The following is a 13,864-nucleotide window of genomic DNA, read 5'->3' as shown; positions in this document are numbered from 1 at the left end:
CTTCAAAGTCTCCAGGATGTCGGCAGGGTGTCCCGGCTCAGCCGGTCCAGCACGGGCAGCAGGCTGCGCCGCAAATTCAGACTGTCGCGCGCCAGCATCCGCAGGATCAACAGATCCTCGCGCATCAGGGACACGCCGCAGGTCTCGGGCAGCATCGGCCGCAGGGCCGCCAGGTGCGCCTCGGCGTCGGGCGCGACATAGACAAGGCTGGCCATCGCGCCCGCACCGCCGCCAAGCGCCGGGCGCCGCATCCGCGCCTCCAGGTCACCGTCCAGCTGCACGGAATCAAGGTAGAGAGGTGAGCCCCCGCGCCAGACTTCGATCCGGTCATCGAAACGCACGTCGTGCAGATGTTCCCCCATCGCGCTGCGGCCAAAGATCACCGGTTCAACCAGCAAAAGGCGCGCATCCGAGGCCAGATCGGCCCGCAGGCGCCGTCGCAGGCGCGCACCTTCAAACAGGATCAACTCCTGCGGCAACCAGTGCAGACTCGCGTCGGCCCCGGCCTCGAGCCGCGTTTGGACCCTGGCGATGTCGGAACTCGCCTTGTAGGCACGTTCGGCCGCCTGGGTCGTCAGCGTCAGGTGAGAGCCGTGCCCTGCCGTGGCAGCGAGGTCCAGCCGGTCACCCCCGGTCAGCCCTCCCGACGTGTTGATGACAATGGCCTCGACCCCTGCCTGGCGGCGCGGAAACAGTGCCCGCAGGCAACCGGAGGTGCGCAAGCCGTCTATCGCCGATTGGTCGGCGCGTGACTTGGTCGACAGGTCAAGTGTGCCGCGCGCCCGGGGCAGCCTTGCCGCGGGCGCGGCCTCTCCCGTCCGGTCCTTGCGCATGTGCAGTGTCATGGTCCCCCCGCGACCTCTTTCGGCACGATACCGCCACTGCGGACCGGCCAATGCAACATGCTTGGGCACTTTCGCAGACAGGTGGCCGGAACTTTCGCTGACAAATTAGGCGTTCATGCCGGTTTCGGGTCAATAATTGGGCATTTCCTGCCACACACCTGTCAGCTCCCCTCCCGCGATTGACCGAAAGGCACCTGGGCCAGATGACTCGAGGCGCCCAGGCCGCGCTGCTCAGGAGATGGACGGAAAGGGCGTGTGGCGACCGGTCAAGTTCGCACCTCGGTCAGGCCGCCACACTGGATGCAACAAGTTGTTGCGGGGGAGGACCTAGTCGCTCGGAAACGTGCCGACAAGGGCCGCTCGCCCGCGGGGAGACAGGAATGAACCGTTTCACGAAACTTCTGTCCGGTGCTGCCGCACTGGCCATCATCGCGGGCAGCGCAAGCGCCCAGGACTGCACCATCAAGGTCGGCGTCCTGCACTCGTTGTCCGGCACGATGGCGATTTCGGAAACCACGCTGAAAGACACCATGCTGATGCTGGTGGCGGACCAGAACGAAAAAGGCGGCCTGCTGGGCTGCGAGCTTGAAGCCGTCGTGGTCGACCCGGCCTCGGACTGGCCGCTCTTCGCCGAAAAGGCGCGTGAACTGCTGACCGTGCACGAGGTCGACGTGATCTTCGGCAACTGGACCTCCGTGTCGCGGAAATCGGTGCTGCCGGTGATCGAGGAACTCAACGGCCTGCTGTTCTACCCGGTGCAGTACGAAGGCGAGGAATCGTCCAAGAACGTCTTCTACACTGGCGCCGCGCCGAACCAGCAGGCGATCCCCGCCGTGGATTACTTCCTCGAGGAACTGGGCGTCGAGAAATTCGCCCTGCTGGGCACCGACTACGTCTATCCGCGCACCACGAACAACATCCTGGCCAGCTACCTGGCATCGAAGGGCATCGCCGAAGAGGACATCTTCGTCAACTACACGCCCTTCGGTCATTCTGACTGGGCCACCATCGTCGCGGACGTCGTCGCCCTGGGCGAGGACGGCAAGCAGGTCGGCGTGATCTCGACCATCAACGGCGACGCCAACATCGGCTTTTACAAGGAACTGGCCGCCGCCGGCATTTCCGCTGACGATATCCCGGTTGTCGCCTTCTCGGTCGGTGAAGAAGAGCTTTCGGGCCTCGACACCGTGAACCTGGTCGGTCACCTGGCCGCCTGGAACTACTTCCAGTCCGCCGAAACCGACGCCAACGAGGCATGGGTCGCCGCGTGGAAGGCCCGCATGGGCGAAGACCGCGTGACCAATGACCCGATGGAAGCGCATTACATCGGTTTCAACATGTGGGTGAACGCCGTGACCCAGGCCGGCACCACCGACGTGGATGCTGTCCGCACCGCCATGTACGGGCAGGAATTCCCGAACCTGACCGGCGGCACCGCGGTCATGCTGCCGAACCACCACCTGACCAAGCCGGTGTTGATCGGCGAGATCACAGAGGACGGCCAGTTCGACATCATCAGCCAGACCGACCCGGTTCCCGGCGACGCCTGGACCGACTTCCTGCCGGAATCGGCTGTGCTGAAGTCGGATTGGAAAGACCTCGGCTGCGGCATGTACAACACCGAGACCGAGACCTGCGTCCAGATCAAGTCGAACTACTGATGATACCTCTCGGGGCGGCCGCCATGCCGCCCCGGCGACCAAGGTTACTCTGGCAGGGCGGCCCGACCGCCCTGCCCCACCCCCTCCCAAGACACAGGCTGACACATGCTCCGTGCCCTTCTTGCGGTTCTCCTGATCGCGTGGCTGCCCGCGCCCGGCTTCTCCCAGGATCTGCAATCGCTCCTGCAAGAGCACCAGGAGGAAGTCGCCAAGCCGTCGCGCCGCACCGTCACCCCTGTGCTCGAGGCGCTGTCGGCTTCCGGCCTGCCCGAGGTGCCGCGCTTTCTGGAACGCTGGCAGGGCAAGGCCGTCTACGTCCGTGAAGCGGACGGGCTGTTTTTCTACATCGAGGAAACGGGCGACACGCTGACCCTGCTGGACCTCACCAGCGGTGACGCCGTCGCGACCGGCGTCGCATCGGATGCTCTCGACCAGATCAAGCCGAACGGCGGGGTACGCCGCGCCATCGCCGAAACGCTGGTCCAGTTCCAGCTTTCCGACCCCGACATCACCAAGCGCCAGGACGCCGTCGATGCCATCGCGCGCGGGCTGGATCCCAGCCAGATTCCTCCGCTCGCCGCCTCCATCGACGGCGAACCGGACGCCGCGCTGAAAACGCGCAAGGAACGTCTGCTGAATTACCTTGTCGCCCGTTTCGGTGACACGTCCGAAGCCCGCATCGAGGCCATCGAGGCGCTGTCCTCCGACCTCAGCGTCGATGCCCGCGCCGTCCTGTCCCAGATCCTCGCCACCCGGACCGAAATCGCCGAGGACCTACCCGAGGACGCGAATATCGCCCGCGTTCTTGTGCCCGGAACCGATCTGCCCGAGGCCGAGGCCTATGCCATGATCGGAGAACAGACAGACCTGCCCGCGCTGGTCGATGCCTCTTCGATCCGCACGACGCTGGAACGCCACGTCGAGGACGGCAAGGTCGGCGGTATCCCGGTCGGCCAGCTTGGCACGTCCGACCGGCGCCTGCGCGCCTATGACACCCTGGCCGAGGCCGGAACGCTGCCGCCGCGCGCCACGCCCGAGATCATCGCCGAAACCCTTGCCGCCTGGACCATCTACGAGGCTTACGACGAGCCGGACAGTGCCATCACCGATGCCGCCGAAAGGACCCAGGACGCGGTTCAGACCCGCGTCGGGATGAGCCAGGCAGGCGATCTCGCGCTGGACGCCATCTCGCTGGCCTCGATCTACTTCCTCGCCGCCATCGGTTTGGCCATCACCTTTGGCGTCATGGGCGTCATCAACATGGCGCATGGCGAATTCATCATGATGGGCGCCTACACCGGCTACGTCGTCCAGCTTTTCATTCCCGATTACACGCTGTCGCTCATCGTCGCCCTGCCGCTGGCCTTTGCCGTCACCTTTGGCGCCGGCGTGGCGATGGAACGCCTGGTGATCCGCTGGCTCTACAACCGCCCGCTGGAAACCCTGCTGGCCACCTTCGGCGTCTCGATTGCCCTGCAGCAGCTGGCGAAGAACATCTTCGGCACCCAGGCCCGCCCGCTGACCTCGCCCGACTGGCTGGACGGCGCATGGCAGATCAACGACGTGATCGCCATCAGCTATATCCGCATCGCCATCTTCGTGCTGGCCCTGCTGTTCCTGGCCCTTCTTCTTTTCATCCTGAAACGCACCCGGCTGGGGCTGGAGGTACGCGCCGTGACACAGAACCCGCGCATGGCTGCCTCGATGGGCATCAACCCGGACAGGATCAAGATGATGACCTTCGGCCTGGGCTCTGGCATCGCCGGGATCGCCGGTGTGGCCATCGGGCTTTATGCCAAGGTGACATCGGAAATGGGCGCCGACTATATCGTGCAAAGCTTCATGACCGTGGTTGTGGGCGGTGTGGGCAATGTCTGGGGCACGCTCGCCGGTGCCTTCATGATCGGCACGCTGCAAAAGGGGATCGAATGGTTCAACCCGTCGAACACCCTGGCGGCACAGACCTACATGATCCTCTTCATCATCCTCTTCATCCAGTTCCGTCCCAAGGGCATCGTCGCCCTCAAGGGCCGCGCGGCAGGAGACTGAGACCATGCGCACCCTGTTCTGCAGCCATAGCCACGGCGTCCTGATCCCGCACACATGTGGCGCCGCCACCGGCACCAGCGCGCACGCCCCGTCTTCCTTGGGCCCGAAACACGCCGGGGGAGGCCGCAGGCCGGGGGCAGAGCCGCCCGATGCCCGAAACCGCCCCCCTGCCCCCGACCGGAGCAATCCCAAGAACGGAGCGCCGAAATGAACCGCAGCTTCATTGCCCGGAACCCCTCGGTTCTCTGGTTTCTCGCCTTCCTCGGGATCTTCACGCTGGCCGTCACCCTGATGGCCGAGGCGACCGGGACGGGCTTCATCTCCACCAGTTTCGTCAAGACCCTGGGCAAGACCCTGTGCCTGTGCCTCGTCGCCATCGCGATGGACGTGGTCTGGGGCTATTGCGGCATCCTCAGCCTGGGCCATTTCGCCTTTTTCGGGATCGGCGGCTACGCCATCGGCATGTGGCTGATGTATGCCCGCACCGAAACCATCGTCACTGACAGTATGGCCGCACAGGTGGTCCCGCCCAGTCCGCAAGAGGTTTCTGACGCCATTGCCAGCCAGATCTTCGGCGTGGTCGGGGCGTCCGAGTTCCCGCCGATCTGGGCCTTTGCCCATTCCCTGCCCCTGCAACTGTTGATGGTGGTGCTGGTCCCGGGCCTCTTGGCGCTGGTCTTTGGCTGGCTGGCCTTCCGCTCGCGCGTGACCGGCGTCTATCTCTCGATCCTGACCCAGGCCATGACCCTGGCGCTCTCGCTTTACCTGTTCCAGAACGACAGCGGCTTGCGCGGCAACAACGGCCTGTCCGGCCTGCAAAACATCCCCGGATTCGAGAGCACCCCGCAAAGCATGGTCTCGATGGTCTTCTTCTGGGCCTCAGCCCTGGCGCTTGCGCTGGGATACATCCTCTTCGCCTGGGTCGTCTCGGGCAAGATGGGCAGCGTGATCCGCGCCATCCGCGACGATGAAACCCGGGTGCGCTTCCTCGGCTACCACGTCGAAAGCTACAAGCTCTTCGTCTTCACCCTGACGGCGGTGATCGCGGGCATCGCGGGCGCGCTCTATTACCCGCAGGCCGGCATCATCAACCCGGCGGAAATCGCCCCCATCGCCTCGATCTACCTTGCGGTCTGGGTCGCCATCGGCGGGCGCGGACGGCTCTATGGCGCGGTAATGGGCACCGTCTTCGTCACCCTCGCCTCGAGCTGGTTCACCGGCGGCGGCGCGCCCGACATCAACCTCGGCTTCTACACCATCCAGTGGACCGACTGGTGGCTTGTTCTGCTGGGCCTCTCGTTCGTCGCCGTCACCCTGTTCGCACCGCAGGGCCTGGGCGGGCTGGTCGACAAGATCGCGAGGAAATCATGAGTAAGACCCTGCTAGAACTGTCCGGCGTTTCGGTCTCCTTCGACGGGTTCAAGGCGATAAACTCGCTCTCCTTCCAGATCGGAGAGCCCGAGTTGCGCGCCATCATCGGCCCCAATGGCGCCGGCAAGACCACCTTCATGGACATCATCACCGGCAAGACAAAGCCGGACGAGGGCCATGTCCTGTGGGGCGACAAGGGTATCTCGCTGCTGGGCATGTCGGAATCCGCAATCGCCCGCGAAGGCATCGGCCGCAAGTTCCAGAAACCCACCGTCTTCGAGGCGCAAACCGTCCGTGAGAACCTGGCGATGGCGTTAAAGAACCCGCGCGGCCCCTTCGACGTCTTGTTCTACAAGAAGACGAAACGAGGCGCCGAGCGCATCGAGGAAATCGCCGAACAGACCGGCCTGACCGACAGTCTCACCCGCCCCGCCGGCGAACTCTCCCACGGCCAGAAACAGTGGCTGGAGATCGGCATGCTGCTGGCGCAGGAACCGCGGCTCCTGCTGGTCGACGAACCCGCCGCCGGCATGACCCCGGCAGAACGCGAAAAGACCACCGAAATGCTGGTCGAGGCGGCCAGGACCCGGGCCGTCGTCGTGGTCGAACATGACATGGAGTTCGTCCGCCGCCTGAATTGCAAGGTCACCGTGCTGAACGAGGGATCGGTTCTGGCCGAGGGCTCGATCGACCATGTCACCAGCAACCCGCAGGTGATCGAAGTCTACCTGGGCCGCTGAACGATGCCTTGCCGCTTCTTCTTGGTGAAAATACCCCAATGCGCCCACGTTCCCGCGCGCGGCGCCCGGACGACAGGAAAGCCCACCCCATGCTGAGCCTCTCCGACCTGACACTGCACTATGGCCACAGCCAGATTCTCTACGACATCTCGATGGAGGCAAGACCCGGCGCGGTCACCTGCCTGATGGGCACCAACGGCGTGGGCAAGACATCCCTGCTCAAGGCGATCTCGGGCACTCATGCGCGGTCCGGCGGCGCGATGGTGCTGGACGGGGCGGACATCGCCCGCACGACACCAGCGCACGCGCTGGCGCGGGCCGGGGTCGGATACGTCCCGCAAGGCCGCGACATCTTTCCCCTGATGACCGTGAAAGAGAATCTCGAGACCGGATATGCCTGCCTGCCCAAGTCGGACTGGGGCATTCCGGACGAGACATTCGAGCTTTTCCCGATCCTCAAGCAGTTCCTGGCCCGCCGTGGCGGCGATCTTTCGGGTGGCCAGCAGCAGCAACTCGCCATCGCCCGCGCGCTGATCGCACAGCCCAAGCTGCTGCTGCTGGACGAGCCCACTGAGGGGATCCAGCCGAACATCATCAAGCAAATCGGAGAGGTCATCAAATACCTCCGCCAGAAGGGCGACATGGCCATCATCCTGGTCGAGCAGTTCTTTGATTTCGCTTACGATCTTGGCGATCACTTCATTGCGCTGGAGCGTGGCCGGGTGATCCACAATGCGCCCAAGGCGGACACCCCGCGCGAGGTCCTTCTGAAGAAGGTGTCGGTCTGATGCCGACAATGGACCCTTGACTCGTAAACCATTTCTCCACAGCTGCCAACGCACGCAAGTTTAGTAAAACAAGGCCCAAGAAGCCCCCACCCCGCCACCGGCAGTGACAGGCTTGTTAACCTATGGGCGCTTTAATCTGCCGTACCGACCCGATCATTTACGGAACAGCAGATGACCAAGGACCTTCAACAGAAACTCTCGCACTTCCAGCTGGACGGCGAAAACGCAGGTTTGCTGCGTGAGGTCGGGGAACTTCTCAAACCCGAACTCGACGCGGTGCTGACAGCCTTCTACAAGCGCGCCCAGGCCAATCCCGATACCGCGGCCTTCTTCGACGGGCCGGAGCGGATGGAATACGCCCGCAATGCCCAGAAAAAGCACTGGACCCGCCTGCTGTCAGGAGAGTTCGACACGGAATACATGGCCTCGGTAGACCGGATCGGGCGCACACATGCCCGGATCGACCTGCCGCTTGATACCTACATGTCCGCCTATTCGCTGGCCACGACCGACCTTGTCGCGGCCCTGTTCAAACGCATCCCCAGGCGCAAGCGCAGCCGCCTTGCCATCATGGTCGGCGTTCTGACCCGGGCCTTCGCGCTGGACATCGAACGGGTTGTCGAAACCACGTTCCGCATCCTCGCAGAGGAACAGACCGCCGCCTTTGGCCATATCGACACCGCGATCGAGAAACTGGCACAGGGGGATCTGACCCATGTCATCCCCGGCCCCGACAGCAGCGACTATCCCAAGCGATTCGACGATGTACGGAGAAAGCTGAACGGCGCCACGGAAAACCTGAGGGAGACCATGACACAGGTCACGGGTACCATGTCGAACCTGGTCAAGATCATCGAGGAAGTATCGGCCGCGGCCGACGACTTGTCGGAACGCACGGCCAACCAGGCCGCATCGCTGGAAGAAACCGCCGCTGCGGTGCATGAACTGACCGAAAACGTGGCCAGCTCTGCCAAGAACACGCAAGAGGCCAACCAGGTCGCCGCGACGGCCTCGCAGACCGCGCTGGAAGGCGCGCGCACTGTCGAGGAAGCCTCTGGCGCGATGACCCGCATCCAGACCTCCTCGGACCAGATCACGCGGATCATCGGGCTGATCGACGACATCGCCTTTCAGACCAACCTTTTGGCCCTGAACGCGGGCGTCGAGGCGGCGCGCGCCGGCAGCGCGGGCAGCGGCTTTGCCGTGGTGGCCGAAGAGGTGCGGGTGCTGGCGGGCAATGCCTCGGACGCCGCGCGCCAGATCACCGAGCTGGTCTCGAACAGCTCGAAGGAAGTGACCAGCGGCGTCGACCTGATCGACAACGCAGGTCGCAACCTCAAGGCCATCGTGGAAAGCTTTGAAAAGGTCTCCGGGCTTTCCGCCGCGATCGCCGCCGCCTCCAGCGAGCAGTCCACCGCCCTCTCCGAGGTCAACTCCGCCGTCAGCCAGATGGATTCGGTCACCCAGCAGAACGCGGCGATGGTGGAACAGACGACCGCCGCCGCCTCGATCATGCGCCAGAACGCCACCGAAGTGGCCGCCGCGCTGGCGGGACTAAAAATCGGCGGAACGGCTGCTCAGCGCACCCCCAGACCGACCGCGCAGAGCCAGGCCGCCTGACTGTCGCGCGCGCTCACCGCAGGCAGGGAAAGGCGGCCCGGATCGCACTTTCCCGCGCCGCCTCCAGGTAAACAGGCCGATGCGTGGCCAGGATATGCCGCGCCTCGGCCTTTGCCCTTGTCCGCGCCTCTTCGGCCCCGGCCAGTTCCCAGCTGCGTGGATCGCTGCGGTCCGCGAGGCGCGGATAGAGATAGTCCCGTTCCATCGCCGCGCGGGTCTGGTCCGCCCCCAGGAAATGCCCCTGGCCAAGGACGGCGTCCCGGATCGCCTCGACACCCAGCGTGTCCTCGCTGACCTCGATCCCGCGCAGCACCCTTTGGACGGCCCCCAGCATCTCGTTGTCCAGGACAAAACCCTCGTAACTGGCGCCCAGCAAGGCGGCGGTCATGCCCGCGCTCTCGTAGACCAGGTTGCCGCCCGCAAGCCCCGCCGCCAGCGCCGTCATCGCCTTTTCCATCCCGTACTGCGCATCCACCGTCTTGGCGTCCGTCATCGAACAGGCCACCCCAGACGGCAGATCCAGCCAGTTCGACAACTGCGCCGATGCCGCGTTCATCAAAGCGACCTCTCCGCCACCGCCCGAAAAGGACCCCGTGCGAAGATCCACGACGAAGGGCCAGTTCGAAAAGACCATCGGATGCCCCGGTCGGATGGCATGGACCATGACCAGGCTGGCCAGCGTTTCGGCCAATGACTGCGCCAGGAACCCCGCCAAAGTCGCCGGCGCCGTCGCCCCGGCCTGTGCCGCGGTGATGCAGGACAACGGCATGTTGGCAGCGATGCAGGCATAGACCACCTCGACAGCATCGGCCCCATACCGCATGGGCGAGATCACCGGGCTGATATGCGCCTTTAGGAAAGGGCGGGCGGAAAACGCGCCCTCGCCTCCCAGCGCCATGTCCATCATCGCCACGACGGGCGCCACGTTTTCGGCCAGGGTAAAGGCGCTGGCCACCGGCTTTGTCGTCCCGACCAGCAGCGCGAAGGCGGTGTTCAGGTCCAGGTCGCGGGCGTCGGACACATCGGTGGCGATGCAGCACCGGGTAAACCAGCTGATGTTTTCAAGCGCGTCCTGCAGGCGGGTGAAATCCCGCAGGTCCTGCAGGGTGGCCGCCCTGTAAAACCCGCTGTCCAAGTCCACGACCTGCACCGCCGCCCCGCCGGTGCCAAAATACACCCGGTCACCGCCCACCTCGATGTCGCGGGCGGGATCGCGGCCGTGAAGGACAAAGCGTTTTGCCGCCCGGTCCACCGCCGCATCGACCAGCGCAGCCGGAAACAGGACCCGCGGGCCTTGCGCCTCGGCCCCGACGGTCAACAGATCGGCCCGTAGCCGGTCGGGGACCTCGCCCATGCCCAGTTCTGCCAGCAGGCGCTTGGCGGCAGCATAGATCGCCACGATGTCGTCATCGCTCAACGGTGCGTATTGCCCGCCAACCTGGCCTGGCGGCGCCGGACTGGCCAGCCCCTTGGCCCGGGCTGCATGACGCGCAAGACGACCGCCAGGCCGCCTCCCCTCCCGCACCTGGCGCAGGCCGCGCTGATCCTTTTCGATATCCATGCGGATCACTACGGGCTGTACCGCCGCACATGACAAGCCGCCGCATGCACCTGAAGACTTTCAAAAACTCCTTTTTCGAGGCGCTTAAGTCACGAAAGCCGCCTTGCCCAAGTGTCGGAGTTCGCCCCCGATTGGCAACAGCAGCAGGAGGCCCGCACATGAAGACCACCACTCGCGCCGTCGTCATCGGCGGGGGCATCGCCGGATGTTCGACGCTTTACCACCTGACACAGGAGGGGTGGACCGATGTCATGCTGCTGGAACGGGACGAGCTGACCTCTGGTACGACCTGGCATTCCGCGGCGCAGGTGACGAATTTCGGCATGACTCAGACGATGGTCGGCCTGAAAAGCCATTCCATCGCGCTCTACAAGGAATTGTCCGAGGACCCGGAGTACCCGATCACCTACCACCACGCCGACGGTGGCATTCGGTTGGCCAACACCGGGGCGCAGATGGACGGCTATCGCCATTTCGCCAGCATGGCACGGGGCATGGGGGTGCATTTCGAGATCATCGACGCCCAGGAGTGCGCCCGCCGCCACCCGCTGATTTCCACCGACAACCTTGTCGGCGGGCTCTGGGATCCGCTGGACGGCGACATCGACCCGGCGCAATTGTGCCAGGCCCTGGCACGGCGGGCCCGAAAAGCCGGGGCAGAGGTGCATCGCAACACGCCTGTCACCGCCCTGCGCCAGTTGCCGGACGACAGCTGGATCGTCACCACGCCCCGGGGCGAGATCCACACCGAGGTCGTCGTCAACGCCTGCGGCTACCGCGTGAACGAGGTCGGGGCGATGATGAGCGTGCACCATCCGGTCATGTCGATGGAACACCAGTACTTCGTGACCGAGGAAATCCCCGCGATCCGGGACGCGGGGCACCGGATGCCCCTGCTTCGCTGCCCGATCTCCGACTACTATTGCCGACAGGACAAGACCGGGCTGCTGATTGGCTTCTACGAACAGGACTGCCGCACCTGGGGCATGGACGGGATCGACCCGAACTTTACCAACGCGCTCTGCCCCGACGATCTGGACCGTATCATGGACGTGCTGGAGGGCGCCTTTGCCCGGATGCCTGCCCTGCGCGACGCGGGCATCCATACCATCGTGAACGGTCCGATCACCTATACCATCGACGGCGCGCCGCTGGTCGGGCCGATCCCGGGCAAGCGCAACGCCTATTGCATCATCGGGTTGCGCGCGGGCCTGGGAGAAGGCGGCGGGCACGGTTGGCTGCTGGCCCAGCAGATCGTGCATGGAGAGGCAATCTACGACACCTGGGCGCTGGACCCGCGCCGCTATGGCCCGCACACCAATGTCGAGCTGACCGCCCGCATGGCCGTGCAGGAATACCAGAACGAGTTCCGCTTTCACTTTCCCAACGAACACCGCCCGGCGGGCCGCATGGCCCGCACCACCCCCCTGACCCCGATCCTTAGGGCCGAGGGTGCACATTTTGCGCCGGTCAACGGATGGGAACGGGCCGAGGTCTTTGCCCCGGGCCTGCAGGTCACGCCCGGCTTCCGGTTTGACGAAACCCACGCGACGGTTGCCGAAGAGGTCCAGGCCGTCCACACCCGCGCGGGACTGGCAGAGATCAACGGGTTCAACCGCATCGAGATCACGGGCCGCGACAGGCATGCGTTTCTCGACCGGCTCTGTTGTGGTCGCGTCCCCCGGCAGGCGGGCCGCGTCGGGCTGGGTTACCTGCTCAACGATCATGGCTGCATCAAGGCAGAGGCGACCTTCGCCAACCTGCCTGCCTCCGACCGGGGCACGGACCGTGTCTGGTACGGCTCTGCCGCAGCTTCGGAACGGCACGATCATGACTGGCTGGCCGGGCACATGCGCCCGGGCGAGGACGTGCAATTGCACAGCCTGACGCAGGACATGAGTATCTTCGTGCTCGCCGGCCCCGGCGCCCGCGCGATCCTGTCCACGGTCGCGCGCGGCGACTGGTCCGCCAGCGGCTTTCCCTGGCTGTCCGCGCGCGAATGTTTCATCGGCTACGCCCCGGCCACCGTTCTGTCGGTCAGTTTCTCTGGCGAACTGGCCTATGAGGTCCACGTACCCAACGCCTCGCTTATGGCCGCCTATTCCGCCCTGCAAGAGGCCGGCACCGCGCAGGGGATGCGCCTGTTCGGCAGCCACGCGATCGAGTCCATGCGGCTGGAGAAGAGCTTTCTGCACTGGAAATCGGACCTGCTGACAGAGTACGACCCCTACGAGACCGGGTTGGGACGCTTCGTCTCGACCACCAAGGCATTTGTCGGGAAAGAGGCGCTGATGCGACGCCGGGCGAAGGGTCCGGGAAGGTGCCTTGTCACCCTGCGGCACGGGGCGACAGACCGTGTGGCCCAGCCCGGCGCCTCGATGATGCGGGACGGCAAGGTTGTCGGCACCGTCACCTCCGGCGCCTACGGGCACCGCACGGGGATGAACCTGGCGCTGGGTTTCGTCGTGCCCGACCTTGCCGCGCCGGGCAGCCGGGTGGAGCTGGACCTGCTGGGGGACCTGATCCCGGCAGACGTCATCCCGTCCAGCCCCTTTGATCCGGGCATGACGCGCCCCCGTACATGACCCTGTGCCTTGACCTTCCCCCAAGGGGAAGCCCTATCTGGTCAGGCGACCCTGTGCTGGGCCAGAAGAAAGGACGACAAGAACCATGCCGATCACCCCCCTCCACCGTCGCGGCCTGCTGATGGGCGCCCTTGCGGTCACCGCCCTGCCCGGCATGCTGCGGGCTGCCGCACCGGAGATCCACGTGCTCAAGGACCGCAATTGCGGCTGCTGCAGTTCCTGGGTCAAGATCCTGCGCCAAGAAGGATTTGCGGTCACCACCGAGGACACCCACAACGCGGCGCTGATCCGCTACAAGATGGACAACGGCATCCCGCCCAGGATGGCCTCGTGCCACACCGCGCGGATCGAGGGCTACCTGATCGAGGGTCACGTCCCCGCCGCGGACATCCGCCGCCTGCTGGAGGAACGCCCCGAGGCGCGCGGCCTCGCCGTGCCGGGCATGCCCTACGGCTCTCCCGGCATGGGGCCGGAGGACGAGCGCGAGGCCTACGACGTCCAACTGATCCTGCGCGATGGGACGACGCGCGTGTTCACCCACTACGACGCCGCCTGACGGCCCTGGCAAACGCGCCCCGGGCCTGCCCCGGGGCCTCTCCCCTTGCCCGCGAGGCGCTTTCGTCGCACAACTTGCGGGCAGTCCT

10 protein-coding genes are annotated in these 13,864 nt (G+C 65.2%); 8 read left to right on the top strand and 2 right to left on the bottom strand.

The genetic code is table 11. The features are described from left to right. Positions 1-2: 2 nt before the first annotated feature. Entirely contained in the window at positions 3-845 is an 843-nt protein-coding gene (locus tag BLQ71_RS05855) for an urease accessory protein UreD (RefSeq protein WP_229754787.1), read from the bottom strand. 380 nt (positions 846-1,225) lie between these two features. On the opposite strand from BLQ71_RS05855, the gene urtA reads away from it, so the two are divergent. The 6 genes from urtA (at position 1,226) to BLQ71_RS05825 (ending at position 9,074) form a co-directional block, all read left to right on the top strand. After that, entirely contained in the window at positions 1,226-2,506 is a 1,281-nt protein-coding gene (gene urtA, locus BLQ71_RS05850) for an urea ABC transporter substrate-binding protein (protein ID WP_074621056.1), read from the top strand. 105 nt (positions 2,507-2,611) lie between these two features. Continuing rightward, a complete protein-coding gene (urtB, locus tag BLQ71_RS05845) occupies positions 2,612-4,555 on the top strand; it encodes an urea ABC transporter permease subunit UrtB (protein WP_074621055.1) in 1,944 nt (647 codons plus the stop codon). Between the two features lie 207 nt (positions 4,556-4,762). Further along, entirely contained in the window at positions 4,763-5,926 is a 1,164-nt protein-coding gene (urtC, locus tag BLQ71_RS05840) for an urea ABC transporter permease subunit UrtC (RefSeq protein ID WP_043135933.1), read from the top strand. Then, positions 5,923-6,666 (top strand): urea ABC transporter ATP-binding protein UrtD, encoded by a 744-nt coding sequence (urtD, locus tag BLQ71_RS05835; RefSeq protein ID WP_043135930.1) that lies wholly within the window; start codon positions 5,923-5,925, stop codon positions 6,664-6,666. Before urtC ends, urtD begins: the two co-directional genes overlap by 4 nt. A gap of 89 nt (positions 6,667-6,755) precedes the next feature. Next, positions 6,756-7,454 carry an urea ABC transporter ATP-binding subunit UrtE gene (urtE, locus tag BLQ71_RS05830; protein WP_074621054.1) on the top strand — a complete coding sequence of 233 codons (699 nt, stop codon included), beginning with the start codon at positions 6,756-6,758 and terminating at the stop codon, positions 7,452-7,454. A gap of 171 nt (positions 7,455-7,625) precedes the next feature. Then, the gene (locus BLQ71_RS05825) at positions 7,626-9,074 is read left to right on the top strand and encodes a methyl-accepting chemotaxis protein (protein ID WP_074621053.1); all 1,449 of its coding nucleotides are present in this window, start codon (positions 7,626-7,628) and stop codon (positions 9,072-9,074) included. 13 nt (positions 9,075-9,087) lie between these two features. Here BLQ71_RS05825 and BLQ71_RS05820 read toward each other — a convergent pair whose 3' ends face one another. Continuing rightward, the gene (locus tag BLQ71_RS05820) at positions 9,088-10,635 is read right to left on the bottom strand and encodes a trimethylamine methyltransferase family protein (RefSeq protein WP_074621052.1); all 1,548 of its coding nucleotides are present in this window, start codon (positions 10,633-10,635) and stop codon (positions 9,088-9,090) included. A gap of 158 nt (positions 10,636-10,793) precedes the next feature. Between BLQ71_RS05820 and BLQ71_RS05815 the strand changes: the two genes are divergently transcribed. Next, positions 10,794-13,220, top strand: coding sequence for an FAD-dependent oxidoreductase (locus BLQ71_RS05815; protein ID WP_074621051.1), 2,427 nt, complete (start codon positions 10,794-10,796; stop codon positions 13,218-13,220). An 85-nt stretch (positions 13,221-13,305) separates the two neighbouring features. Next, positions 13,306-13,776, top strand: coding sequence for a DUF411 domain-containing protein (locus tag BLQ71_RS05810; RefSeq protein ID WP_074621050.1), 471 nt, complete (start codon positions 13,306-13,308; stop codon positions 13,774-13,776). Positions 13,777-13,864 lie beyond the last annotated feature (88 nt).

This window comes from Antarctobacter albus, assembly GCF_900101505.1.
Classification (GTDB): Bacteria; Pseudomonadota; Alphaproteobacteria; order Rhodobacterales; family Rhodobacteraceae; genus Antarctobacter; species Antarctobacter albus.
Note: the sequence above shows the minus strand (reverse complement) of the source record. Positions and strands in the feature narration are given on the sequence as shown.

Coding starts and splice junctions, on each gene's coding strand:
- urtB (WP_074621055.1), top strand. CDS start 2,612: ATGCTCCGTGCCCTTCTTGCGGTTCTCCTGATCGCGTGGCTGCCCGCG.
- urtD (WP_043135930.1), top strand. CDS start 5,923: ATGAGTAAGACCCTGCTAGAACTGTCCGGCGTTTCGGTCTCCTTCGAC.
- urtC (WP_043135933.1), top strand. CDS start 4,763: ATGAACCGCAGCTTCATTGCCCGGAACCCCTCGGTTCTCTGGTTTCTC.
- BLQ71_RS05820 (WP_074621052.1), bottom strand. CDS start 10,635: ATGGATATCGAAAAGGATCAGCGCGGCCTGCGCCAGGTGCGGGAGGGG.
- BLQ71_RS05815 (WP_074621051.1), top strand. CDS start 10,794: ATGAAGACCACCACTCGCGCCGTCGTCATCGGCGGGGGCATCGCCGGA.
- urtE (WP_074621054.1), top strand. CDS start 6,756: ATGCTGAGCCTCTCCGACCTGACACTGCACTATGGCCACAGCCAGATT.
- BLQ71_RS05810 (WP_074621050.1), top strand. CDS start 13,306: ATGCCGATCACCCCCCTCCACCGTCGCGGCCTGCTGATGGGCGCCCTT.
- BLQ71_RS05825 (WP_074621053.1), top strand. CDS start 7,626: ATGACCAAGGACCTTCAACAGAAACTCTCGCACTTCCAGCTGGACGGC.
- BLQ71_RS05855 (WP_229754787.1), bottom strand. CDS start 845: ATGACACTGCACATGCGCAAGGACCGGACGGGAGAGGCCGCGCCCGCG.
- urtA (WP_074621056.1), top strand. CDS start 1,226: ATGAACCGTTTCACGAAACTTCTGTCCGGTGCTGCCGCACTGGCCATC.